At 60.5% G+C, this 23,562-nt stretch carries 19 protein-coding genes and 4 pseudogenes; 10 read left to right on the forward strand and 13 right to left on the reverse strand.

Features of this window, described 5'->3' with window-relative positions:
* Nucleotides 1–2 precede the first annotated feature (2 nt).
* From D109_RS0128025 to D109_RS0128075, 11 genes are all read right to left on the reverse strand, one after another.
* A complete protein-coding gene (locus tag D109_RS0128025; RefSeq protein ID WP_017479826.1) occupies nucleotides 3–1,394 on the reverse strand; it encodes a GntP family permease in 1,392 nt (463 codons plus the stop codon).
* Nucleotides 1,395–1,689: 295 nt separating this feature from the next.
* On the reverse strand, nucleotides 1,690–3,087 hold the full coding sequence (locus D109_RS0128030; RefSeq protein ID WP_017479827.1) for a sigma-54-dependent Fis family transcriptional regulator: 1,398 nt from the start codon (nucleotides 3,085–3,087) through the stop codon (nucleotides 1,690–1,692).
* The gene (locus D109_RS0128035; protein WP_017479828.1) at nucleotides 3,084–4,655 is read right to left on the reverse strand and encodes an ABC transporter ATP-binding protein; all 1,572 of its coding nucleotides are present in this window, start codon (nucleotides 4,653–4,655) and stop codon (nucleotides 3,084–3,086) included. The genes D109_RS0128030 and D109_RS0128035 overlap by 4 nt, the downstream gene beginning before the upstream one ends.
* Before the next feature lie 11 nt (nucleotides 4,656–4,666).
* A complete protein-coding gene (locus D109_RS0128040; protein ID WP_003208019.1) occupies nucleotides 4,667–5,689 on the reverse strand; it encodes an ABC transporter permease in 1,023 nt (340 codons plus the stop codon).
* Entirely contained in the window at nucleotides 5,689–6,750 is a 1,062-nt protein-coding gene (locus tag D109_RS0128045; protein ID WP_017479829.1) for a microcin C ABC transporter permease YejB, read from the reverse strand. The genes D109_RS0128040 and D109_RS0128045 overlap by 1 nt, the downstream gene beginning before the upstream one ends.
* A complete protein-coding gene (locus D109_RS0128050; RefSeq protein WP_017479830.1) occupies nucleotides 6,750–8,609 on the reverse strand; it encodes an extracellular solute-binding protein in 1,860 nt (619 codons plus the stop codon). Before D109_RS0128050 ends, D109_RS0128045 begins: the two co-directional genes overlap by 1 nt.
* Before the next feature lie 140 nt (nucleotides 8,610–8,749).
* Complete coding sequence (locus D109_RS0128055) at nucleotides 8,750–9,031, reverse strand: peptidylprolyl isomerase (protein WP_017479831.1); 282 nt, start codon at nucleotides 9,029–9,031, stop codon at nucleotides 8,750–8,752.
* Between the two features lie 88 nt (nucleotides 9,032–9,119).
* Nucleotides 9,120–10,037 (reverse strand): LuxR C-terminal-related transcriptional regulator, encoded by a 918-nt coding sequence (locus D109_RS0128060; RefSeq protein WP_017479832.1) that lies wholly within the window; start codon nucleotides 10,035–10,037, stop codon nucleotides 9,120–9,122.
* Nucleotides 10,034–11,452, reverse strand: a complete 1,419-nt coding sequence (locus D109_RS0128065) for an aminotransferase (protein ID WP_017479833.1) — start codon at nucleotides 11,450–11,452, stop codon at nucleotides 10,034–10,036. Before D109_RS0128065 ends, D109_RS0128060 begins: the two co-directional genes overlap by 4 nt.
* A gap of 25 nt (nucleotides 11,453–11,477) precedes the next feature.
* Nucleotides 11,478–12,578: a polyamine ABC transporter substrate-binding protein gene (locus D109_RS0128070; RefSeq protein ID WP_017479834.1), complete on the reverse strand. Its 1,101-nt coding sequence runs from the start codon at nucleotides 12,576–12,578 to the stop codon at nucleotides 11,478–11,480.
* Nucleotides 12,579–12,682: 104 nt separating this feature from the next.
* The gene (locus D109_RS0128075; RefSeq protein ID WP_017479835.1) at nucleotides 12,683–13,177 is read right to left on the reverse strand and encodes a DUF1543 domain-containing protein; all 495 of its coding nucleotides are present in this window, start codon (nucleotides 13,175–13,177) and stop codon (nucleotides 12,683–12,685) included.
* Between the two features lie 108 nt (nucleotides 13,178–13,285).
* On the opposite strand from D109_RS0128075, the gene D109_RS0128080 reads away from it, so the two are divergent.
* Nucleotides 13,286–14,107: an aldo/keto reductase gene (locus D109_RS0128080; RefSeq protein WP_017479836.1), complete on the forward strand. Its 822-nt coding sequence runs from the start codon at nucleotides 13,286–13,288 to the stop codon at nucleotides 14,105–14,107.
* A gap of 55 nt (nucleotides 14,108–14,162) precedes the next feature.
* On the opposite strand, the gene D109_RS0128085 is transcribed toward D109_RS0128080, so the two are convergent.
* Nucleotides 14,163–14,678 (reverse strand): Hcp family type VI secretion system effector, encoded by a 516-nt coding sequence (locus D109_RS0128085; RefSeq protein WP_017479837.1) that lies wholly within the window; start codon nucleotides 14,676–14,678, stop codon nucleotides 14,163–14,165.
* 475 nt (nucleotides 14,679–15,153) lie between these two features.
* Here D109_RS0128085 and tssA point away from each other — a divergent pair, with 475 nt between their 5' ends.
* From tssA to D109_RS0128125, 9 genes and pseudogenes are all read left to right on the forward strand, one after another.
* Complete coding sequence (gene tssA, locus D109_RS0128090) at nucleotides 15,154–16,707, forward strand: type VI secretion system protein TssA (RefSeq protein ID WP_026078272.1); 1,554 nt, start codon at nucleotides 15,154–15,156, stop codon at nucleotides 16,705–16,707.
* A gap of 32 nt (nucleotides 16,708–16,739) precedes the next feature.
* A pseudogene (gene tssB / locus D109_RS0128095) lies at nucleotides 16,740–17,268 on the forward strand (type VI secretion system contractile sheath small subunit).
* On the forward strand, nucleotides 17,265–18,740 hold the full coding sequence (tssC, locus tag D109_RS0128100) for a type VI secretion system contractile sheath large subunit (RefSeq protein ID WP_017479840.1): 1,476 nt from the start codon (nucleotides 17,265–17,267) through the stop codon (nucleotides 18,738–18,740). Before tssB ends, tssC begins: the two are co-directional and overlap by 4 nt.
* On the forward strand, nucleotides 18,737–19,162 hold the full coding sequence (gene tssE, locus D109_RS0128105; RefSeq protein ID WP_017479841.1) for a type VI secretion system baseplate subunit TssE: 426 nt from the start codon (nucleotides 18,737–18,739) through the stop codon (nucleotides 19,160–19,162). The genes tssC and tssE overlap by 4 nt, the downstream gene beginning before the upstream one ends.
* A pseudogene (gene tssF, locus D109_RS01000000132210) lies at nucleotides 19,152–20,777 on the forward strand (type VI secretion system baseplate subunit TssF); the annotation flags it as partial. The gene tssE and the pseudogene tssF, both read left to right, overlap by 11 nt.
* Nucleotides 20,778–21,362 (forward strand): annotated as a pseudogene (locus D109_RS1000000135390) (AAA family ATPase); the annotation flags it as partial.
* A pseudogene (locus D109_RS0128115) lies at nucleotides 21,358–21,624 on the forward strand (type VI secretion IcmF C-terminal domain-containing protein); the annotation flags it as partial. The pseudogenes D109_RS1000000135390 and D109_RS0128115, both read left to right, overlap by 5 nt.
* A complete protein-coding gene (locus D109_RS0128120; protein WP_026078274.1) occupies nucleotides 21,621–22,349 on the forward strand; it encodes a PP2C family serine/threonine-protein phosphatase in 729 nt (242 codons plus the stop codon). The pseudogene D109_RS0128115 and the gene D109_RS0128120, both read left to right, overlap by 4 nt.
* Nucleotides 22,346–23,224, forward strand: a complete 879-nt coding sequence (locus D109_RS0128125) for a serine/threonine-protein kinase (RefSeq protein ID WP_017479845.1) — start codon at nucleotides 22,346–22,348, stop codon at nucleotides 23,222–23,224. Before D109_RS0128120 ends, D109_RS0128125 begins: the two co-directional genes overlap by 4 nt.
* Here D109_RS0128125 and D109_RS0128130 read toward each other — a convergent pair.
* Nucleotides 23,221–23,550 (reverse strand): DUF6388 family protein, encoded by a 330-nt coding sequence (locus D109_RS0128130; RefSeq protein ID WP_017479846.1) that lies wholly within the window; start codon nucleotides 23,548–23,550, stop codon nucleotides 23,221–23,223. The genes D109_RS0128125 and D109_RS0128130 overlap by 4 nt on opposite strands.
* Nucleotides 23,551–23,562 lie beyond the last annotated feature (12 nt).

Consider the following 23,562-nt stretch of genomic DNA (forward strand, 5'->3'; position numbering starts at 1 on the left):
CCTCACACAATGCCGGTGGCGTAGAAAGTACCAATCACCACGAACACCGCGAGGGTCTTGATGATCGTGATGCCGAAAATATCTTTATAGGCTTCGCGGTGAGTCAGCCCGGTGACCGCCAGCAGCGTGATCACGGCGCCGTTGTGGGGCAGGGTGTCCATGCCGCCGCTGGCCATGGCCGCGACCCGGTGCAGTACTTCAAGGGGGATATTGGCCGCATGGGCCGCTGAAATAAAGCTCTCCGACATGGCCGCCAGCGCGATGCTCATGCCGCCCGAGGCGGAACCGGTGATACCGGCCAGCAGGGTCACGGTAATCGCTTCGTTGACCAGTGGGTTGGGAATGCCCTTGAGCCAGTCCGCCAGCACCAGGAAGCCCGGCAACGAGGCGATCACCGCACCAAAACCGTATTCCGAAGCGGTGTTCATCGCCGCCAGCAATGCACCGCTGACCGCGCTCTTGCTGCCCTCGGCGAGCTTGCTGCGAATCGCCGAGAAACCGAACACCAGCACCACGATGATCCCCACCAGCAACGCCGCCTGCACCGCCCAGATCGCCGTGAGCTTGGCGACTTCGGTCTGCACCGGCGCGCTCATGCCCGGCAGGCTGAGGGTGTGGGTCTTGCCGTACCACAGCGGAATCCAGTGGGTGAACAGCAGGTTCATGATGCCCACCAGCAACAGCGGCGACAGGGCGATCCATGGGTTGGGCAGCTTGATGTCTTCGGCGGTCTCTGGCTCGTTGCGCAGGTTGGTGCCATAGCCTTCACCGGCCCGCTGGGCCTTGTTGCGCTGGCGGGCCAGGTACAGCATGCCGACGCAGAACACGAAGATTGTGCCGATCAGGCCCAGCCACGGCGCAGCCCAGGCGGTGGTGTTGAAGAAAGTACTGGGGATGATGTTCTGGATCTGCGGCGTGCCGGGCAGGGCGTCCATGGTGAACGAGAATGCGCCAAGGGCGATGGTCGCCGGCAACAGGCGCTTGGGGATATTGCTCTGGCGGAACATCTCGGCGGCAAACGGGTACACCGCGAACACCACCACAAACAGCGACACGCCGCCGTAAGTCAGCAGGGCGCACACCAGCACGATTACGAGCATCGCCTGGCGGGTGCCGAGCAACCGGATCGCGGCGGCGACGATGGAGCGCGAGAAGCCGGAGATTTCAATCAGCTTGCCGAACACCGCGCCGAGCAGGAACACCGGGAAATACAGCTTGAGGAAGCCGACCATCTTCTCCATGAACACCCCGGTGAAGGCGGGGGCGACGGCGGAAGGGTCGGTAAGCAGAACAGCGCCGAGGGCGGCGATGGGGGCAAACAGGATGACGCTGTAGCCACGGTAGGCGGCCAGCATCAGCAGCGCCAGGGCTGCGAGGGCAATGATCACACTCATGGTGTGTCTCCATCTGATTGTTATTTTTGTGGGGTGAGGCGGTGGGGAAGGGCTATAGCGAGATGTGTGCCAAGTGGTTAACTTGTTGAAATATATAGAGAAATTATTGATCTATGAGTGTGTTCTCAAGTTTTGTCCCGAATTTGAGACTGTTGGAGATCAAATGTGGGAGCGGGCTTGCTCGCGAATGCGGTGTATCAGGCAGTAATTCAGGCACTGACACACCGCATTCGCGAGCAAGCCCGCTCCCACAGTGGATTTTCTCTGTATTTGGAATTATGTCTCTGTTTTGAGACTAGACGATGCCCAGCGCGACCATTTTCTTGTACAAGGTCGACCGGCCAAGCCCGAGCCGCTTCGCCGCCTCCACCACATTCCCCTCACACTGCTTCAACGCCGCCCCAATCACCTGCCGATCAAACCGTTCCCTGGCCGCACTGAAACTCTCGCCCTCAACGGTCTCTACCGAACTGTGTTCCACCGGGCTGAACGTACCAATTGCCGCGCGGATTTCACGGGCATCCAGCACCAGGTCATCACTCAACAGCGCCGCCCGCTCCAGTACATTGCGCAGCTCGCGGATATTCCCCGGCCAGGCATGCTGCGCCAATAGCGCCAGCGCTTCCCGGTCCAGCTCGTGCTGGCTGCGCAACTCCTCCAGGATCGCCTCACTCAACGCCGGCAAATCATCCAGCCGCGCGCGCAACGGCGGTACCTGGATCGGCAGCACATTCAGGCGGTAATACAGGTCCGCCCGAAATTCCCCGCGCTTGATCGCCGCTTCCAGGTCCATCGACGTGGCGGCAATCACCCGCACATCACTGTGGATCATCTCGTTGGAGCCCACGGGCTCGAACTCTTTCTCCTGCAACACCCGCAGCAGCTTGCTTTGCAGCGGCAGGGGCATGTCGCCGATCTCATCGAGAAACAGCGTGCCGCCCTGGGCAATCTGCAATTTGCCGGGACGGCCCTTGCGGTCGGCGCCGGTAAACGCGCCCGGTGCCGTGCCAAAGAATTCGGCTTCCAGCAAATCATGGGGAATCGCTGCGCTGTTGATACTCACAAAGGCTTTGTGCGCCCGAGGCGATGCACCGTGAATCGCCTGGGCCAGCAGTTCCTTGCCGGTCCCGGTTTCCCCCAGCAGTAACACCGGCGAGTCCGCGCTGGCACTGCGCCGCGCCCGGCGTTTGACTTCCAGGCTGGCCGCGCTGGTGCCGATAAAGTGCGCGAAGTTGTACTTGCTTTGCCGTGACCTCAGCAACGACCGGGTGGACGCCAGTTCCTGCTGCATGCTCAGGTAGCGCTCGATCAGCGGCGACAGGTTGCGCAGTTCATCAAACAACGCAAACCCGATTGCGCCGATCACCTTGCCCGCGTCGTCATGGATCGGCAGGCGCATCACCACCAGCGGGCCTTTGGGCGTGTCCTGGATATCCAGCAATATCGGCTGGTCGTTACGTACCACCTGGCGTAGCAGGCTGTTCGAAATTACCTGCTCGCACGGCTGGCCGATGGCCTCGTCGGCGCTTTTCAGGCCGAAGCGCTTGGCGTAACGCTCGTTCATCCAGACGATGTTGGCGTCACCGTCGACAATCACCGTGCCTTCGCTGGACTGCTCGATGATCTCGAACAACGACTGGATCGCCAGGCCACGAACGTATTGGTAATCCTTGAGGCTGCCGCTGGTGCTCATGGATGTGCCGCCGCGAGGAGTTCCTGGGTGTAGGGATGTTGAGGCGCGGCAAATACTTCGTCGCTCGGCCCGCGCTCCACCACCTTGCCGTCCTTGATCACGATCATGTCGTGGGCCAGGGCCCGCACCACTGCCAGGTCGTGGCTGATAAACAGGTAGGTCAGGCCGTACTTTTCTTGCAGCTCAAGGAGCAAGGCGACCACCTGTTTCTGCACGGTGCGGTCCAGCGCCGAGGTGGGTTCGTCCAGCAGGATCAGCGCCGGTTTGAGCACCAGGGCACGGGCGATGGCGATGCGTTGGCGCTGGCCGCCGGAAAATTCATGGGGGTAGCGATGGCGGCTGGCGGGGTCCAGGCCGACGTCTTCCAGCACGCGGATCACTTGGGCTTCGCGGTCCTTGAGGCTGCACGGGGCATGCACTTCGAGGCCTTCGCTGATGATCTGCGCCACCGACATCCGCGGGCTGAGGCTGCCGAACGGGTCCTGGAATACCACCTGCATCTGCTTGCGCCACGGCTGCATCTGTTTTTGCGTCAGGCCTTCGAGAGCCTCGCCCTGGAAGCGAATCGCGCCGCTGGAATCCAGCAGCCGCAGAATCGCCTGGCCCAGTGTGGATTTGCCCGAGCCGGACTCGCCGACGATCCCCAAGGTCTTGCCGCGCTGCACCGTCAGGCTGATGCCGTCCACTGCTTGCAGGTACTGCTTGCGCCGGAACAGTCCGCCGCCCAGCGGGAACTGCACGCTCAGGTCATCCACCTGCAACACCGTCTCCCGCGCCTGGTGATTCAAGACGATGCCTGCCGGTTCAGCATCCAGCAGCAGGCGGCTGTAAGGGTGTTTGGGGGCGCAGAACAGGGTTTCGCAATCCGCCTGCTCGACAATCTCCCCGGCCTTCATCACGCACACCCGTTGGGCAATGCTGCGCACCAGATTGAGGTCGTGGCTGATCAGCAGCAGCGACATGCCCAGGCGTTGTTGCAAGGACTTGAGCAGCAGCAGGATCTTGCGCTGCACCGTCACATCCAGCGCGGTGGTCGGTTCGTCGGCGATCAACAGTTCCGGCTCGCAGGCCAGGGCCATGGCGATCATCACCCGCTGGCGCTGGCCGCCGGAGAGTTGATGGGGGTAGGCCTTGAGGCGTTCCTGGGGCTTCTGGATGCCCACCAGTTCCAGCAATTCAAGGATCCGCGCCTGGGCTTGCTTGCCACCCAGGCCCTTGTGCAGCAGCAGGGTTTCGCCGATTTGCTTCTCGATGCTGTGCAGCGGATTCAGGGACGTCATCGGCTCCTGGAAGATCATCGCAATCCGGTTGCCCCGCAGCTTTTGCAGGGTGGCGGGTGAGGCGCCGAGCAGTTCCTGGCCGCGATAACGCACTGAACCGGTGGTTTCGGTGCCGGCTTCGGGGAGCAATTGCAGGATCGAATGGGCGGTCACCGACTTGCCCGACCCCGACTCGCCCACCAGCGCCAGGCACTCGCCGGGGCGCACGTCCAGGCAGAGGTTGCGCACCACGGTCTGGCCGTTGAAGGCGACGCTCAGATCGCGAATCTCGATCAGGTTTTCAGTCATCTCAGGGCCCTTCATGAGCGTGGGTCGAAGGCGTCACGCAACGCCTCGCCGATAAATACCAGCAACGACAAAATCAGCGCCAGGGTGAAAAATGCAGTCAGCCCCAGCCATGGCGCTTGCAGGTTCTGCTTGCCCTGGGCGATCAGCTCGCCCAGTGACGCGCTGCCGGCGGGCATGCCGAAGCCGAGGAAATCCAGGGCGCTCAAGGTAGAAATCGCCCCGGTCAAAATGAATGGCAAGTAGCTGAGGGTGGCGGTCATTGCGTTCGGCAGGATATGCCGGCGGATGATCTTGCCGTCCCCCAGGCCCAATGCCCGCGCGGCCTTGACGTACTCCAGGTTGCGCCCCCGCAGGAACTCGGCGCGCACCACGTCCACCAGGGCCAGCCACGAAAACAGCGCCATGATCCCCAGCAACCACCAAAAATTCGGCTCGACAAACCCCGACAGGATGATCAGCAAATACAGCACCGGCAGGCCGGACCACACTTCCAATATTCGTTGCCCGAGCAAGTCGACCCAGCCGCCGTAGTAACCCTGCAACGCCCCGGCGGCGATGCCGATGGCGGCGCTGATGGCGGTGAGGGCCAGGGCAAACAGGATCGATACCCGTGCACCGAAGATCACCCGCGCCAGTACGTCGCGGGATTGGTCGTCGGTGCCCAGCCAGTTCACGCTCGATGGCGGGCTGGGGGCAGGGCGGGTCAGTTCGTAGTTGGGGGTGTCGTCGCTGAACGGGATCGGCGGGAACAGCATCCAGCCGCCGTCCTTCTTGATCAGGTTCTGCACGTATTCACTGCGGTAGTCCGCCTGGAACGGCAGTTGCCCGCCGAACTCCTGCTCGGTGTAGCGCTTGAATACCGGGAAATACAGTTCGTTCTGGTAGCTGAGCACCAAGGGTTTGTCATTGGCGATCAACTCGCCGCCGAGGGTCAGGATAAACAGGCCGATAAACAGCCACAGCGACCACCAGCCGCGACGGTTTTTCTTGAAGCGTTCGAAGCGCCGACGGGCCACGGGGGAGAGCTTGAGCATCAGGCGTTCCTCGCGGCGAAGTCGATACGCGGGTCCACCAGGGTGTAGCAGAGGTCACCGATGAGTTTTATCAAAAGGCCAAACAGTGTGAAGATAAACAACGAGCCGAACACCACCGGATAGTCCCGTGAAACGGCCGCTTCGTAGCTCATGCGGCCCAGGCCATCGAGGGAGAAAATCACCTCGATCAGCAGCGAACCGGCAAAGAACACCGCGATAAACGCCTGGGGAATTCCCGAAATCACCAGCAGCATGGCATTGCGAAACACATGCCCGTACAGCACCCGGCGTTCACTCAAGCCTTTGGCTCGGGCGGTGACCACGTACTGGCGGGTGATTTCATTGAGGAACGAGTTTTTGGTGAGGATGGTCAAGGTGGCGAAACCGCCGATCACCAGGGCGCTGACCGGCAGTACCAGGTGCCAGAAGTAGTCGGCGATCTTGCCCACGGCGCTCAACTGGTCGAAGTTTTCCGAGACCAGTCCGCGCACCGGGAACCAGTTCAGCGAAGTGCCGCCGGCGAAGACCACGATCAGGAACATCGCAAACAGAAACGCCGGCATCGCATACCCAATCACGATCGCGGTGCTGCTCCACACATCGAAACTGCTGCCATGGCGCACCGCCTTGCGAATCCCCAGCGGGATCGACACCAAGTAGGTGATCAAGGTGGCCCACAGGCCGAGGGAAATGGTCACCGGCATCTTTTCCAGGATCAGGTCGGTCACGCTTTTGCCGCGGAAGAAACTGTTGCCGAAATCCAGTTGGGCGTAGCTCTTGAGCATCAGCCACAGGCGTTCCGGCGCGGGCTTGTCGAAGCCGTATTGTTTTTCGATGTCCTTGATCAGCTTCGGGTCCAGGCCACGGCTGGCCCGTGAACCGCTGCTGAGGCTTTCGGCAGACGAGCCGCCGACGCCACCGCCCCCGATGCCTTGCAGGTGAGCGATGGCCTGTTCCACCGGCCCGCCGGGCGCGGCCTGCACGATAACGAAGTTCACCAGCAGGATAATCACCAGGGTGGGAATGATCAGCAGCAAGCGCCGCACGATATAGGCAAACATCAGCGGGCTCCCGGGCGTTTGGTCAATTCGGCTTTCATCTGTTCATTGGTCAGCGGCGTGGGGCTGATTTCCCACCAGGTTTCCAGGGCCTCATCGGTCTTGGCTTCCACGGCCGGGCGGCCGAAGCGGTTCCACCACGCGGCGGAGGTGCCCGGCGGGTAGTAGTTGGGAATCCACAGGTAATTCCATTGCAGCACGCGGTCCAGGGCGTGGGCGTAACTGAGCATCTGCGACTGGGTGTTGGCCTTGACCAGGCCGTTGATCAGGCTGTCCACGGCTGGGTCCTTGAGGACCATGTAGTTGTTGGCGCCGGTATCAAACGCGGCGGCCGAGCCAAAGTAGTTGTACAACTCCATCCCCGGCGAGGTGGTGACCGGGAAACCGGTGACGATCATGTCGTAGTCCCGGGCCATCAGGCGGTTGACGTATTGCGAGGAGTCGATACGGCGGATATTGAGGGTGATGCCGATTTGCGCGAGGTTGCGTTTGTAGGGCAACAACAGGCGCTCAAGGCCGTTCTGGGCGTTGAGGAAGGTGAACTCCAGCGGCTCGCCTTCGGCATTTACCAGCTTGTCGCCGTCGGGTTTCCAACCAGCCTGTTCCAGCAGGGCCAGGGCTTGCAGCTGCTTGTCGCGGATCATCCCGGTGCCGTCAGTGGTGGGGGCCTTGAACACCTGGGTGAAGACTTCGTCGGGAATCTGCCCGCGCAAAGGTTCCAGAATCGCCAGCTCCTGGGCGTCCGGCAGTTGGGTCGCCGCCAGTGGGCTGTTGGAGAAGAAGCTTTGCTGGCGGATGTACATGTTGCGCATCATCTGCCGGTTGGCCCATTCGAAGTCCCACAACATGGCCAGGGCCTGGCGCACGCGGCGGTCCTTGAACATCGGCTTTTGCACGTTGAACACGTAGCCCTGGGCCGGTTGCGGCGCCTCTTTGGCCAGGTGCGCGCGCTGCAGGCGACCATCGTCGAGGGCCGGGCCGTTGTAGCCGATGGAGTAGCCGGTGGCGGAGAATTCGCGGTTGAAGTCGTAGGCTCCGCCCCGCAGGACCTGGCGCGCCACTTCGGTGTCGCCGAAGTATTCCAGGCTCAGGTGATCGAAGTTGTACAGACCACGGCTGATGGGCAGGTCCTTGCCCCACCAGTTCGGGTCACGCTTGAAGGTGATGGTGTTGCCGGCATCCACCTTGCTGATGGTGTAGGGGCCGCTGCCGAGGGGAATCTCGTAGCCGCCGCCGTCGGCGAAGTTGCGGGTCTTCCACCAATGCTCGGGGAACACCGGCAGGGTGGCGACATCCAGGGGCAAGGTGCGGTTTTCGTTGCTGGAGAAGTCGAAGCGCACCTGGCGCGGGCCTTCGACTTCGACGTGTTTGACGTCGGCGAACAGCGTGCGGTAGCGCAGGCTGCCCTGGGTCATCAGCAGGTCGAAGGTGTAGCGCACGTCTTCGGCGGTGATCGGCTGGCCATCGGCGAAACGCGCCTTGGGGTTCAGGTAAAAACGCAGGGACAGACCGTCGTCTGACCGCTCCATCTTTTCCGCCACCAGGCCGTAGACCGTGTAGGGCTCATCCAGGGAACGCTGGGCCAGGGGCGAATACAGCCAACCGTCGACCTGGCTGACACCGATGCCTTTGTCGCCATAGGGCAGCACGTGGTCGTAGCGCCCGATTTCGATCGCCGAACGCCGCAAGCTGCCGCCCTTGGGGGCATTGGGGTTGGCGTAGTCGAAATGGGTGAAGCCGGGCTGGTATTTGGCCGGTTCGCCGTACACGGTCAGTGCCGATTGCGGCGCGGCGATCACGGCGGTGCTGGCCAGCAACAGGGCCAGGGTGGAGCAAAGCAGGGTAGAAAAAGCGACTCGCATTATCAGCCTTGGGCGCCGGGTGAAGAGGTAAAGGGATTTGTACGCTATGCGCGTACGCCTCGCCAGTCTTCACACTGTCACAGATGCACAACGGCCCACCAAAAGGCGGGCCGCTGTTTTAAACATAGGTGCGGACAGGATCAGTCCTGACGGCTGGTCACTTCCAGCAGGTGATAACCGAACTGGGTTTTCACGGGGCCTTGCACGGTGTTGACTGGGGCGCTGAATACGACGGTATCGAATTCTTTGACCATTTGGCCCGGGCCGAACGAGCCCAGGTCGCCGCCTTGACGGCTGGACGGGCAGGACGAGTTGGCTTTGGCAACTTCGGCGAAATCAGCGCCGGCTTCGATTTGCGCTTTCAGTTCGTTGCACTTGTCTTCGCTGGAAACCAGGATGTGACGGGCGGTGGCTTTGGCCATGAGGGATAACTCCTTGGGTAAAAACGGTGAGCGTACCGGATTCAGGTGGTTATTTCCTGGCAAAGTTCCCCTGGGTTGCATGGACGGTTCAGGATCGGGCCATTACGCCGCTGTGGGTCAGCCAGTCGATAAACAGCGCAAACAGCTCCGCCTGGGAATTGATTTCAAGCTTGGTATACAGATGCTTGCGGTGCATGCGCACGGTTTCCGGGGAAATGCCCAGCACTTGGGCGGTGGATTTTACCGAGTGCCCGCGCAGGATCAGGTGGGCGATCTCCCGTTCGCGCACGGTCAATACGCCGCTGCCAAAATGCATGAACGCCGCTTCAATCTGCTGATGCACCTGGGTCTGGGTGAAAGCCTCGTCGCTGATCACCTTGCACAGCCCGCCGGTGGTGCCGAAGCGCCGCAGCAGTTCACGCACGATGGGTTGGGCGGTTCGTTGCAGCGCCAGTTGCTCATCGCTGAACTGGCCGGCACTCAGCCCCTGGAACATGCACAGGGAAATCTTGCTGTTGGGGCACAGGTCAACGATGTAGTAGCTCTCCTGGGCGCCGCCGCTGCGCAGGTAGTAGGTCTTGTAGTATTCGCTGTTGAAGAAATCGTCCGGGGCGATTTGCGCCAGGTGGTAGAAGCCTTCGGCCAGGCCCTTGTCTACCGCGAGGCAGAATGGGTCCAGCAGGTAGCCCCGGGAAAAGTAGCGGTTGATGATTTCTTCATAGTGCGGCCGGGGAATGCCTTGCTGGTAGAGCAAGTGTGGCGCCTGGCCCTGGCGCTCCAGGCTGATCATCATCGATTCGATAGGGGTCAGCGCACTGAGGGCGCAGGCCAGGTGTTCAAGGAAGGTCGCTTCGTCGACGTTGGCGAAGGCGTGGGCCAGCGCGCTGTTCCAGGCTTCAAGCACCTGGAAGGACGGGGCAGGGCAGTGATCGGCGTTCTGGCTCATGCCGGCCAGTATACCCGCCGGCCAGGGCCCCGGCAAAAGCACCGGGGCGCCCAGGCTCATCGGCCTTGATACTCGCCGCTTTGGCGCAGCTCTTCGGCGGTGTCGAGGATGCACTGGCGCAGGATCTCCACCACTTCATCCACTTGGGCATGGGTGATAATCAGCGGCGGCGACATCACATTCAGGTGGCCGATGGGCCGTACCAGCAAGCCTCTGGCCTGGGCCCGCAGGTGGATCTTCTCGCCGATGTTCACCGCGTCCGGCAGCAGCGCCTTGGTGTGTTTGTCGGCGACAAATTCAATGCAGGCCATCAAGCGCTGGCAGCGTACGTCGCCCACCAACGGCAGGCTGGCCAGGGTTTGCAGGCGCTGTTCGAGGTACACGCCGACGTCTTCGACATGGGCCAGCAGGTGTTCCCGCTCGATGATCTCGATGTTCTTCAGCGCCGCCACGCAACTCACCGGATGGCCGCTGTAGGTGAAGCCATGGGTAAAGCAGCGGCCCTTGCCCGGCTCGCCGATCACTTGCCAGATGCGGTCCGAGAAAATACAGGCGCCCAGCGGCAGGTAGCCGGAAGTCAGGCCCTTGGCGGTGGTGATGATGTCCGGCTGCATGTCGAACACCTCCTGGGAGGCGAAGAATTTGCCCAGCCGACCGAAGGACGTCACCACTTCATCCGCCACGTAGAGCAGGTCATAACGTTGGCAGACTTCCCACATGCGCCGGTGATAACCCTTGGGCGGGATGATCACGCCACCCGAGCCCATGATCGGTTCGGCAAAGAACGCGGCCACTTTGTCGGCACCGATGGTCAGGATCTTGTCTTCGAACTCATCCACCAGGAAGTCGAGGAACTGCGCCTCGCTCATGCCTTCCGGCGCCCGGTAGTAGTTTGGGCAGGAGATGTGGTGGAACAGGTCGCTCATGAAGTCGAATTCCGGCGCGCGGTCGGCGGCCTTGTTGCCGATGGACATCGTCAGGAACGTCGAGCCGTGGTACGCACTGAGGCGCGAGATGATGTGTTTCTTCCCATGCTTGCCGCGACTGTTCTGATAGAACTGCACCAGGCGATAGGCGGTATCGACAGCCGTGGAACCGCCGGTGGTCAGGAACACATGGTCGAGGTCGCCGGGGGCCAGGCTGGCGAGCTTGGCGCACAGTTCAATGGCGGTGACGTTGGCCATGTCGCAGAACGGGTTGGAGTAGGCCAACTGGCGCACCTGGTTGGCGATGGCGTCGGCCATTTCTTCGCGGCCCAGGCCGATATTCGTGCACCACATGCCGCCGACGGCATCCAGGTAACGGTTGCCGGCGGTGTCGTAGATGTAGGCGCCGTCACCGGCCGCAATGTTCAGCGAGCCTTGTTCACGGTGTTCGTCGAACATATGGAAGCCGTGCATGTAATGGGCCTTGTCGGCGGCGTCCAATTGCTCGTGGTCGAACTGGGCGAAAAAAGCAGGATTTGGCAGGGTCATGGCATTTACCTTCAATGGCTGGGTTTCACTTGCCGGTCTTCACGGCGTTCCAGGTACGGGTGATCAGGCGCACGGCGGCTTGGGACTGGCTTTTCTGGGTGAACAAGCGCTGCATCGTCGCCAGGTCCGGGTAGATGGCCGGGTTGTCGCGTATGTCCGCATTTACAAAGGGCTTGGACGCCAGGTTGCTGTTGGCGTAGTGAATGGTGTTGCTGACGCCGGCGATGACTTCCGGTTGCAGGAGGAATTCGATGAATTTGTGGGCATTCGCCACATGGGGCGCGTCGCTCGGGATGTAGAAGTTATCGAACCAGATCAGCGAACCTTCCTTGGGGATGAAGTAACCCAGGTTGACCTTGGCCCCGGCTTCCGCGGCCCGGGCCTGGGACGTGGCGTAGTCGCCGGACCAGGTCGTGGCCATGCATAGCTCGCCGTTGGCCAGGCCGTTGATAAAACCGCTGGAATCGAATTTGCGGATGTACGGGCGTACGGCCATCAGTACATCCTGGGCGGCCTTGAGGTCTTTGGGCGCCACACTGTTGGGGTCCAGGCCGAGATAGGTCAGGGCCAGCGGGATCATGTCGGTGGGGGAGTCCATGAACGTAATGCCGCAGTCGGCAAAGCGCGAAACGATCTTGGGATCGAAGATCATCGCCAGGGAGCCGATAGGCGCATCCGGCATGCGCTCCTTGATCTTGTCGATGTTGTAGGTCACGCCGTTGCTGCCCCACGTGTAGGGCGCCGAATAGGTCACGCCCGGATCATGGGTTTCCAGGCTTTTCAGCACCTGAGGGTCAAGGTTGGTCCAGTCGGGCAGCAGCGTTTTGTTGAGGGGCTGGAAGGCCTGGGCTTTGATCAGCAGCGGCACCAGTGACGCGTTGAGCACCACCAAGTCATAACCCGAGCGCCCGGAGAGCAGCTTGCCCTGCACGGTTTCGTAGGAGTCGTAGGTGTCGTAGACCACCTTGATGCCGGTGGCTTTCTCGAAGTCGGCGAGGGTGTGTTCCCCGATGTAATCGGCCCAGTTGTAGATGCGCAAGGTGTTGCCCGGGTCGTCAGCGGCCTGGCTGAGGGACGTGGATGCAAGCAAGACAGCGCTGAACAGGGCGATAACGGCTTTATGCATGGCGGACCCACCTTGATGTTGTGCTTATTGTCAGGCCGAGGGGCTGATTGCACTTTCAGGCAGGTGGCGGGTGGGGCGCCATACCCCGTTCGGGTAGGAGGCGGTCAGGGCAGGACGATGTAGTCGTTTCGCGTGACGACCGGGCGGTGGACGCCCTGTTCCAGGTGGACGTAGCGCCCGTCTACCAGGTCGATGGGCAGGCAGTCATCGATATCCAGCACACCGTCGGTATGAGATTGCGTCCAGTGCGTGAGCATCTGCCGTTTGCCTTGGGCCGCAGCTTCCCTGGCCGTGTGTGCAACCACCAGCAGGTAGTGGTGGGCTTCGCCAAAGATGTTCGATTCGTAACCGCCCAGGTTGATGAAGTACAGGCGTGGCGCACCGGCGTTAGGTGCCAGGTGGCTGAGCTGGACTTTCCAGCCGTCGACGCCGTCCACCGTCATCCAGGAATCGATATGCACACCTTTCTGGCTGCCAAACCAGCCTTCGCGCAGTTGCGGGTAGGCGGCTTCCAGGGTGTCGGCCACGGCGAACACCACATCATGCACTTCGATTTTCGCCCGGGGGTGCTTGCCCCCCAGCATGACCACAAACAGCATTGGGCGCCCTTTCTATGGCTGGCATGGAAAGGGCCACCTTCCTTCGATTGAACCCTTTTGTCCAGTCGGTGCCACACTGTTAATTCGCGAATTCATCAGGAGGTTGTCATGCGCACCATTGATCTGGCCGGCGTTCCCGTCCCTGTCATCGGCCAGGGGACCTGGCGGATGGGCGAAAATCCCGGGCAACGCAGCGCCGAGGTAGCGGCGTTGCAATTGGGCATTGATGAGGGCATGACCCTGATCGATACCGCTGAAATGTATGGCGAAGGCGGCGCCGAGGAAGTCGTCGGCGAAGCGATTCGCGGCAAGCGCGACCAGGTGTTCCTGGTCAGCAAGGTGTACCCGCACAATGCCAGCCGCAAGGGTGTCCCACAGGCATGCGAGGCCAGTCTCCAGCGCCTGGGCACCGACTACATCGATCTGTATCTGTTGCACTGGCGTGGGCAATATCCCCTTGAAGAAACGGTGGAAGCCTTCGAACGCTTGCGGGAGGCGGGCAAGATCGGTCGTTGGGGCGTGTCCAACTTTGATGTGGCCGACCTGCAGGAACTGGCGTCCCCGGCCTGCGCCACCAATCAGGTGCTCTACAACATTGAAGAGCGCGGTATCGAATTCGACCTGCTGCCGTGGTGGCAGCAACATAATTTGCCACTGATGGCCTACTGTCCCATCGCCCAGGGTGGCGAGCTGTTGGCCAGCCCGACCCTCAAGCAAATTGCCCATCGCCACGAGGTCACTCCCGCCCAGGTTTCCCTGGCCTGGGTCTTGCGCCAGGACGGTGTGATCGCCATTCCCAAGGCCGTGACGCCCGAGCATGTGCGGCTCAATGCCGCGGCGGCAAAGCTGGTGCTGGATGAGCACGACCTGGACGCGATTGACCGGGTGTTTGGTGCGCCGAAGCGCAAGCATCCGTTGGCGATGGTCTAGTAGCCGACAGAAACGGCGCCGTCCATGGCGTTGCCGTTTCTGTTTCGGTGGGTGCTTAGCCGGCTACCGGGCTGCGCCAGTCATCAGAGCCCGAGGTGCCGCATACCTTATGGGTCCAGAGGATTTTCCGGTAAGCGAAATACACATCCTCCAGGTGTGTGAAGTGCGAATTGTTCGGGTCCTGGCAGTTGGGCATCCGTGACTGGATGTCCACCAGAATCGCGTCCTCCAGCTCGATGGTGAAGTAGTGCTCCTGGGTGCCGACTGAAGAGGTGCGGTACCACTCAAGGCGGCACTTGACCATTTCCCCGGAGGTCAATGCGTTGAACAGCAGGGGCGAAGATTTATCGAATACCTTGCTGATCATCAGGGGCTTGTGCACGCGCTGGCCGGTGGGCTGGCCGGATTGTGGGTCACGGGGAATGATCACCTGATGCTGGAACCCCTGCACCAGAATCTGGTTTTCGTGGCCTTCCTGATAAATGTTGCCGACCGAGTCCTGGGTGAACGTGCCTGCCGTAATCAAGCCTTGCTTGGTGCCGGTGATGGAGAGATACGCGGGTGTTGGCATAACTGGTTTCCTTGCCTGATAAATGAGGTCGCCCCAGTCGGCTGATCTGCCGGCTGGGTAATGCTCGATATCAAGAAGCGTGCCTGAAAGTTCAAGAGTCAATAAAGTCGGGGGATTAGGGTTTTATTGGTTTGTTTTTTCAGGCGTATTGCTGGTTTGGAACAGAAGTTAGTTGTATTTGTTTGCGCGGGGGTGTGCAGTTAGTTGCAGCATGCCGATAGGTGGCATATCCGCAGGGTTTACATGAATTATAAGCATGCGTGTTGTTCTGATTGCGCAAATTGTTGCGCATCGGAGAATTTTTTATTTTTGTAGGAAATTCCTTAACAGCTGTTTCGTGACTTGAACAATGCTTTTTGCATGGATAAGGTTTGTGTTCTTTCCGCCGGGAAGATGAACTTAAATAGTATTCTGACGTGCGCTTAAAGTGTCGTTAGTTGGCTGAACATGTCCAGTAAGTAAAGTGCAGCCCATGATGGTTTATTCAGACAGGCTTTCCGATTATTACCTGAAACTTGCGCAGGCACCCAACTCGACAGTGAGTTATGCGGGCGCCGATATGCGTTTTTCCACTGAGTATGAGGCGCTTGAAACCGAACTGGGCAAGACGCATTCCCTACACGGTAACAGCCAGCCTGAATGGCAATGGGTCGTGGAAAAAAGTGAGGCTCTGTTACGCCAACAGTCCAAGGACTTGCGGGTCGCTGTCTGGTTGACCTGGGCATTGCATCAGCGTGAGTCCTTTCCCGGATTGCTCGCAGGTCTCGGATTGCTGCGCTATCTCTGTGAGCATCATTGGGCGGTCGTGTACCCGGTCAAACTGCGTACCCGCAGTGCCGCATTTGGCTGGCTTGTTCCGCGCCTTGAGCAGGCGCTTGGGCAACATCTTTCGTTCAAGGACCAGCGCTCCCTGTTCCACTGCATGCTCGAACACCTGACCCGGCTGGATGAACTATTGACCCAACACCTCGGCGAAGACGCGCCATCGTTACTGCCGCTTCGCAGGCGGCTCTCGGACGGGTTGCAGCAGGCCACCGAGCGTGATTCCCCGCCCAGCGGTATCGCAGGGGTAAGCGACCAGGTCAGGCAGGTGGCGACTCAACAGCTGGTCCCCGAGCCTGTGGTGGATAACGAAAAGGACGCCCATAAGCTGCTGCGTGCGCTGCAGGAAAATGCCCGGCCTTTGTCTGCCTGGTGGCAGCGCCAGAATGCCACTGACCTGCGCGCGCTGCGTCTGAACCGAACGTTGACCTGGCTGACGATCACCAGCCTCCCGGACTGTGACAACGAACAGGTCACGCCTTTGCGGGGACCGGCGCCAGACAAACTCAAGCGTTACCAGGAGCGCTTTGCCCAAGGGCAACACGCCGACCTGTTGTTGGAGCTTGAGGCCAGCCTGGCCTGCGCACCTTTCTGGTTTGACGGCTTGTACAGGGTGTGGGAGTGCCTGCAGACACTTCAGGCCGATTTGGCCATGACCGAGTTGGAAGTGCACTTCGCCTTGTTGCTCCAGCGTTTGCCTGGGCTCGTGCAGTTGCGCTTTCACGATGGAACGCCATTTGCTGACTCCGTTACCCGGGGCTGGATCAACACTCAGGTTGTCCGCCATTTGCAAGGTCCGGTGCCAGCCAGGTCGGCACTTGATGCCCAGGCCGCGCCTTGGGACAAAGCGTTGCATGACGTCATGCCCGTGCTGCGCAAGGACGGGTTCAAGGCGGCCGTTCGGTCGCTCAAGCAAGGCATGCAAAGCGCTGTAGGTGAGCGTGCCCGATTTCATTGGCGGCTTGGCCTCGCCAGGTTGTCTGTGCTGGCGGGCAAGCATGACCTTGCCAAAGTCCAGCTTGACCACCTGGACCACGAACTGCAGCAGTCAGGCTTGCAACGCTGGGAGCCTGAATTGGCGGTTGAGGTGCTGCAACTCTTGCATGGCTGTTGTGACGTGTTTCCGCAAAGCCACTCTGTGCGTGAGCGCAAGGAAGATGTCCATCGCAGGCTGTGCCACTTCGATCTTGAAGCGGTACTTGAATAGGCTTTCGAGCCACCCGAAAAAGGAGAAACACCATGGCGAAAGAAGGTTCGGTAGCCCCCAAGGAGCGCATCAATATCACGTTCAAACCCGCCGTCGGTACTGCGCAGGAAGAGCTGGAGCTGCCGTTGAAACTGCTGGTACTTGGCGATTTCACCCAGCGTGAAGACCCGCGCCAACTCGAAGACCGCAAGCCCGTAGGGATCGACAAGAACACCTTTGACGAGGTGTTGGCCAAGCAAGCCTTGAGCTTGACCTTAAGCGTCCCCAATCGGCTCCAGGACTCTGCCGAGCTGGATGAGCTGGCGATCCAGGTCAGGATCAATTCGATGAAGGACTTCAACCCTGCGCACCTGGTTGAGCAAATACCCGAGCTGAAAAAACTCATGGAGCTGCGTGATGCACTCGTGGCGCTCAAGGGCCCGTTGGGCAACACACCGAGCTTTCGAAAGGCGATTGAAAACGCGCTTGCCGATGACGAGTCCCGCACCCGGGTATTGGCTGAATTGGGGCTGGGCAGCTCCGCCGCATGACTCCCTCAGTAAAAGGACACTGACACTATGACTACCAGCCAAAGCCCGTTGCATGCTCGCGCAATGGATGAATGCAGCATTCTCGACAACATCATTGCCCAGACCCGTCTCAGCGCCGACGATGAGGCCTATGGCATCGCAAAGCGCGGGGTCTCGGCATTTATCGAGGAGCTGATCAAACCGCAGAACAGGGGAGAGCCGGTCAAGAAGCGCTTGGTTGACCGGATGATTGCCGAGATTGACGCCAGACTCAGCCAGCAAATGGATGAAATCCTCCACCATCCCGATTTCCAGTCATTGGAGTCATCATGGCGCGGCCTGCAGTTGTTGGTTGATCGCACCGATTTTCGTGAAAACATCAAGATCGAACTGCTGAGCGTCTCTCGCCAGGACCTGCTGGATGACTTCGAGGACTCGCCGGAGGTTACCCGGTCCGGCCTCTACAAGCATATTTACAGTGCCGAATACGGTCAGTTCGGCGGTCAGCCCGTCGGGGCAATCATCGCCAATTATTTCCTTTCCCCCAGTGCGCCCGACGTCAGGTTGATGCAGTACGTTTCCAGCGTGGCCTGCATGGCCCATGCACCCTTTATCGCGGCGGCTGGCCCAGGCTTCTTTGGCCTGGAGAGCTTTACCGGCCTACCTGACCTCAAGGACCTGAAAGACCACTTCGAAGGGCCGCAGTTTGCCAAATGGCAGAGCTTTCGCCAGAGCGAAGATGCCCGTTACATCGGTCTCACCGTGCCGCGCTTTCTGCTGCGTACGCCTTACGATCCCATTGATTCCCCGGTCAAGACCTTCGCCTACCAGGAAAATGTAGCCAACAGCCACGAACACTATCTGTGGGGCAACACGGCGTATGCCTTTGCCACCCGCTTGACGGACAGCTTCGCCCGGTTTCGCTGGTGTCCGAACATTATCGGCCCGCAAAGCGGTGGTGCGGTGGAGGACTTGCCGCTGCATCACTTTCACAGCATGGGCGAGATCGAAACCAAGATTCCCACCGAGGTGCTGGTATCCGACCGGCGGGAATACGAGCTGGCGCAAGAGGGCTTCATCGCCTTGACCATGCGCAAGGGCAGCGACAACGCGGCGTTCTTTTCCGCCAGCTCGGTGCAGAAACCCAAGTCCTTTGGCATCAGTGCCGAGGGCAAGGTCGCGGAGCTGAACTACCGGCTCGGCACCCAGTTGCCCTACATGATGATCGTCAATCGGCTGGCTCACTACCTCAAGGTACTGCAGCGCGAACAGCTGGGCTCGTGGAAGGAACGCACCGACCTTGAGCTGGAGCTCAACAAATGGATTCGCCAATACGTAGCCGATCAGGATAACCCCAGCGCCGAAGTGCGTGGACGACGCCCGCTCCGGGCAGCACGCATTGTGGTCAGCGACGTCGACGGGGAGCCCGGTTGGTACCGCGTCAACCTGAGCGTTCGGCCGCACTTCAAGTACATGGGGGCGGACTTCACATTGTCTCTCGTTGGCAAGCTCGACAAAGAATGAGCCGCCGCCACGTGATTACCCAAAACCGCAGCCTGTTCGAGCGCCTGGATTCCGGCGAGGGGCGTAGCCCGCAGGGCTGTGCCGTGGCGTCCGTGGCAAACCACCTGGCGAAAATGCTCAGCACCCGTGTGGGTAGCGTACAGACGCTACCGGACTACGGGTTGCCTGATCTGAATGACATGCGCCTCAGTCTGCATGACGCGTTGAGCCAGGCCCGTTTCCTGATTGAGCGTTCCATCCAGGCCTATGAACCACGTCTGAAGGATGTATGTGTCAGGGCGATACCTCAGGACCGTGACCCGTTGACCCTGGCTTTTTCCATCGAAGGCGCAATGGAGGTCGACGGCCTGACGCAAATAGTCGCTTTCTGCGCAAGCCTGGCTCCCGGCGCACAGGTTGAGGTCAAACCGGATGTCGTTTAACCGCTATTACCAGGGCGAGCTGAGTGCGCTGCGACAGTTGGGGCGACGCTTCTGCGAGCGTAACCCGGCACTCGCACCGTTTCTTGGGGACGCCGGCAATGACCCGGATGTGGAACGGTTGCTGGAGGGCTTTGCGTTTCTCACCGGGCGTTTGCGTCAGAAGCTCGATGACCAACTGCCGGAGTTGAGTCACTCGTTGATGCATTTGCTGTGGCCCAACTACATGCGACCGCTGCCGGCGTTCAGCATGCTGCAGTTTGACCCGCTCAAGCGAGCAGGGCCTGCCATCAGGGTCGAGCGGGATACACCGGTGGAAAGCATTGCGATCAACGGTGAGCGTTGCCGCTTTCGTACCTGTTACCCGACACAGGTTTTACCGCTGCAATTGGCCGCCTTGGAGTACTCGGTACAGGGCGAGGGCGCTTTGCTGTGCCTGCGTCTGGAACTGACGGCCGAGGGTAACTTCAGTGAGTTGGCACTGGGCTGCCTGCGTCTGCATCTCGCGGGAGAGCAGCCCATCAGCCAGGCGCTCTACCTTGGCCTTTTGCGTCAATTGGACGGGTTTGAGTTACTGCCTTTGGACGGGAATGGGCAGCCGGCTATCGGCGCTGACGGCTTGGCTATCTCATTGCGTCTGTCCAGTAGCGAGATCAGTCCAGTGGGCTTTGCCGAGGAAGAGGCACTGATTCCTTATCCGTTGAATACCTTTCGCGGCTATCGCCATTTGCAGGAGTATTTCGCCTTTCCCGAAAAATACCTGTTTGTCGATGTGGGTGGTCTCGACGTGCTCAACGGGTTGCCTTTTGACCTGCTCAAGCAGGTACATGGCCTGGCGCTGCGCTTCAACATGCGTGGTCGCGGCCTTGAGCGACTGACGCCGACCCTGGACAACGTGAAGTTGTATTGCACGCCCATCGTCAATCTGTTCAAGCACGATAGCGTGCCAATACGCCTTGACGGCAGGCAGGACGAATACCTGCTGTTGCCGGGCGAATACACCCGGGGCAACTGCGGCATATTTTCCGTCGACAAAGTCACAGGATGGCGGCCGGGAGGCCTGGGTTATCAGGAGTACGTACCGTTCGAGTCGTTTGAACATGATTTTGGCAGCGGGTCGCCCAGCTATGGCGTTCGCCTGCGACCTTCACTGCAACATACCGGAATGGACACATGGCTGAGTTTCGACCAACGCCGGGGGCATGACCAGGAGACCCTGTCGGTTGAGCTGACCTGTACCAACCACAACCTGCCGCGCCTGTTACAGGTGGGAGATATCAACCAGACCTGCGAGCAGACGCCCGAATTTCTGACGTTTCGCAACCTCACAGCCGCAACGCCCAGTTTTTCGCCCCCTCTGGACAGCGACTTCCTGTGGCGACTGATCAGCAATATGTCGCTCAACTATTTGTCATTGACCGATATCAACGCCTTGAGAGTGATCCTCGAAACCTACGACCTGCCGCGTTATCACGACCGCCAGGTGGAGAAGGTCAGCCGCAGAAGGCTCGGTGCACTCCAGTCGATCAGTCACCAGCCGGTGGACCGATTGCACCGAGGCCTGCCATTTCGCGGCTTGCGGGTTGATCTCACCATCGATCCAGAAGGCTACCTGGGGGGGCGAAGCGAAGTGGAACACGGTGCCTTGTTGCTCGCCTTGTTGCGCAATCCGTTGCAGCACGCGGGCAGCCGTTATCAGGCGGTGTTGAGCAAGCTTGATGCACAGCGCGTGCTCGGTTTTCTCTTGAGCGAAAACCCTCGGACGCCTCCATCTGAAGGGGGGAGTTCATTACTGGAGCGCTTTACTCATGACCTGACTCGCCAGGCTCGTGACGGAAAACTCGACCCCGTACTCTGTCGCGATAACGAAATCCGGCAAATGATCGATACCCTTGCGCGGCGGCGCAAGAACAACCCCATTCTGGTGGGCGAGGCGGGAGTCGGAAAAACCGCGATAGTCGAGGGCCTGGCCCTGAAAATCGTGAGCGCGCAAGTGCCAAAGGTGCTCAGGGACGTACGTCTGCTGACCCTGGATATGGGCTTGCTGCAAGCCGGTGCCAGTATCAAGGGTGAGTTCGAGCGCCGTTTGAAAGGCTTGATCGACGAGGTCAACGTCTCGCTGCAACCGATCATTCTGTTTATCGACGAGGCCCACACCTTGGTAGGCGCAGGCGGCCAGGCTGGCAGCTCCGATGCTGCCAACCGAGGCTGAAAATGGTCGCAGCAGCCTGGTGCTGGAGCGGGGCAGCGAACGGCCGTTGGGCCTCGAGAAAAATGCCGGGGCCTGGTCGCTGTTCCGCTTGTTCGACCTGATGCAAAGCGAAGCCTCCAGCGGGCAGGATGTATTGATCCTCAAGGCCGACCTGGCAGGCTTGCGCGCCAACTATCTGCTGACCAGCCGGCGTACTCCCAACCCGTTTCAGATGACGCAGTGGCGTACTTTTCGCCTGCCGGAGCAGTTGTGAACCGAGGCCCGGATCGCTGGCGCAGCGCTGGCCGTACGGACCGTGGCAAGCTCAGGTCGCGCAACGAGGATGCCTTTCTCGACTGTCCTCGGCAGGGCTGCTGGGCCGTGGCAGACGGGATGGGCGGGCATCAGGCCGGGGATGTCGCCAGCCAACTGGTGGTCGATAGCCTGGCGTTATTGCCTGGCCAGGGGAGCCTGGACGAACGGGTCGAGGCGACCCGCCGTTGCCTGCAATGGCTCAATCGGCGTTTGGGTGAGGAGTTGACGGTCACCGACCATGGCGGTGATCGCACCATGGGGAGCACGGTCGTGGCATTGCTGCTTCAGGGCGATCGCGCCGCGTGTATCTGGGCCGGTGACAGTCGTTGTTATCTGTGGCGAGCGCAGACGCTGTACCAGCTGTCGCGAGATCATTCGCTGTTCGAGCAGTTGATTGACCAGCGGGTGAGCCTGGAGCAGGCCAGGGCGCATCCCGATGCACGGGCGTTGACCCGCGCCATCGGCTCGCGGGAACCGTTGAGGCCGCAGGTATTGGAACTCGGGACCTTGGCAGGGGATGTCTTTCTGCTGTGCAGTGACGGCCTGTACCAGGCGCTTAGCCACGGCGAGCTGGGGCAGGCGTTGAGCCTGGGTGACCCACGGCGGGTCCTGGACCAACTGTTCGCAGGCGTATTGCGCGGTGCCGCCCGCGATAACCTGACCGCTGTGGTCGTGCAGTCATGAGCGACGTGACCCACTTTGCCTTTGCCAAGGCCACGACAAATCCACCGCGTGACGGCGTCCCCGAATTACTCGCCGGGCGATACCTTATCGAGCGCGTGCTGGGTGCCGGCGGCATGGGCGTGGTTTATCGCGCCCGGGACCTGCTGTACGAACAGTTTGGTGAGTCGCGTTCCAGTGTGGCGATCAAGGTGCTGGGTGAAACCATCCGTGAATCTGCGGATGCCCACGTGCTGCTGTACAACGAGTTCGCCCTGACTCGCAGCCTCCGCCATGAGCAGGTGGTGCGTGTATTTTCGTTTGAAGTGGACGCCCCCGGTCAGATCGCCTTCTTCACTATGGAGTTGCTTCAGGGCATGACCCTGGACCGGTTGCTGCTGGAATGCCCTGAAGGTTTACCCTGGCGAGAGTTGCAAGGCATCGCCGTGCAATTGCTTGATGCGTTGCGTCATAGCCATCAACAGGGTGTGCTGCACGGCGATGTGAAACCCTCCAATGTCATGGTGGGAGAGGGCGGGTTGCGTTTGTTCGATTTCGGTCTGGGGCAGGCGTGCGGACAGGCCCCGGCGGGGTCCCCAGGCTTGAGTCGCAGTCGTTTCAATGCCTGGACACCGATGTACGCCGCGCCAGAGTTGCTGGCTGGCGGTGCGCTGTCGGCCAGTGCCGATCTGTATGCAGTGGCCTGTGTGCTTTACGAATTGGCACAAGGCCGGCGCCACTCCAGTGACCGATCGGCCCGGCCCGGGCAATTGCCTCGCCATTGCTGGCGAGCGTTACGCACGGCGTTGGCGATCGAACCTGAACGCAGGACAATCACCCTGGATGAGTTACGTGCGGCGATCGGCGATACCCGCCAGGGCTTGAGCCGCTGGTTCTAACCGGGCAAGTCATGCAACTGGCAATATTCCGCCCAGCTCAGGCCCGCCATTTGCGCCACTTCCTTGTGCACTTCAAGGCGCTGGGCCTCGAACTCCGCGGGTGAATGCGCCGTCAGTTTCAGCGTCAGCTCCCAGGCAAACAGGCCCTGTTGCTCGGCTTCTGCCTCGAAGGCTTCATGCAGGCGCTCGGCGCGGTACTGCTCCATGGTTTCCCCCTTGGCCTGCGCTGCCAAGGGGTTCAACGTATTCAGTTCTGCGGCCAGGGCCGGGTGTTCGCTCAAGAATCGGTCCAGGGCTAGCTGGTGGTTTTCGCCGGGTTGGGACAAAGGTTAACTCCA

The organism is Pseudomonas sp. PAMC 26793, assembly GCF_000313235.1.
Classification (GTDB): Bacteria; Pseudomonadota; Gammaproteobacteria; order Pseudomonadales; family Pseudomonadaceae; genus Aquipseudomonas; species Aquipseudomonas yamanorum.

Bases quoted from the DNA above. Each gene is read 5' to 3' on its own strand.
- D109_RS0128025 (WP_017479826.1), bottom strand. From the start codon at position 1,394: ATGAGTGTGATCATTGCCCTCGCAGCCCTGGCGCTGCTGATGCTGGCC.
- D109_RS0128030 (WP_017479827.1), bottom strand. From the start codon at position 3,087: ATGAGCACCAGCGGCAGCCTCAAGGATTACCAATACGTTCGTGGCCTG.
- D109_RS0128035 (WP_017479828.1), bottom strand. From the start codon at position 4,655: ATGACTGAAAACCTGATCGAGATTCGCGATCTGAGCGTCGCCTTCAAC.
- D109_RS0128040 (WP_003208019.1), bottom strand. From the start codon at position 5,689: ATGCTCAAGCTCTCCCCCGTGGCCCGTCGGCGCTTCGAACGCTTCAAG.
- D109_RS0128045 (WP_017479829.1), bottom strand. From the start codon at position 6,750: ATGTTTGCCTATATCGTGCGGCGCTTGCTGCTGATCATTCCCACCCTG.
- D109_RS0128050 (WP_017479830.1), bottom strand. From the start codon at position 8,609: ATGCGAGTCGCTTTTTCTACCCTGCTTTGCTCCACCCTGGCCCTGTTG.
- D109_RS0128055 (WP_017479831.1), bottom strand. From the start codon at position 9,031: ATGGCCAAAGCCACCGCCCGTCACATCCTGGTTTCCAGCGAAGACAAG.
- D109_RS0128060 (WP_017479832.1), bottom strand. From the start codon at position 10,037: ATGAGCCTGGGCGCCCCGGTGCTTTTGCCGGGGCCCTGGCCGGCGGGT.
- D109_RS0128065 (WP_017479833.1), bottom strand. From the start codon at position 11,452: ATGACCCTGCCAAATCCTGCTTTTTTCGCCCAGTTCGACCACGAGCAA.
- D109_RS0128070 (WP_017479834.1), bottom strand. From the start codon at position 12,578: ATGCATAAAGCCGTTATCGCCCTGTTCAGCGCTGTCTTGCTTGCATCC.
- D109_RS0128075 (WP_017479835.1), bottom strand. From the start codon at position 13,177: ATGCTGTTTGTGGTCATGCTGGGGGGCAAGCACCCCCGGGCGAAAATC.
- D109_RS0128080 (WP_017479836.1), top strand. From the start codon at position 13,286: ATGCGCACCATTGATCTGGCCGGCGTTCCCGTCCCTGTCATCGGCCAG.
- D109_RS0128085 (WP_017479837.1), bottom strand. From the start codon at position 14,678: ATGCCAACACCCGCGTATCTCTCCATCACCGGCACCAAGCAAGGCTTG.
- tssA (WP_026078272.1), top strand. From the start codon at position 15,154: ATGGTTTATTCAGACAGGCTTTCCGATTATTACCTGAAACTTGCGCAG.
- tssC (WP_017479840.1), top strand. From the start codon at position 17,265: ATGACTACCAGCCAAAGCCCGTTGCATGCTCGCGCAATGGATGAATGC.
- tssE (WP_017479841.1), top strand. From the start codon at position 18,737: ATGAGCCGCCGCCACGTGATTACCCAAAACCGCAGCCTGTTCGAGCGC.
- D109_RS0128125 (WP_017479845.1), top strand. From the start codon at position 22,346: ATGAGCGACGTGACCCACTTTGCCTTTGCCAAGGCCACGACAAATCCA.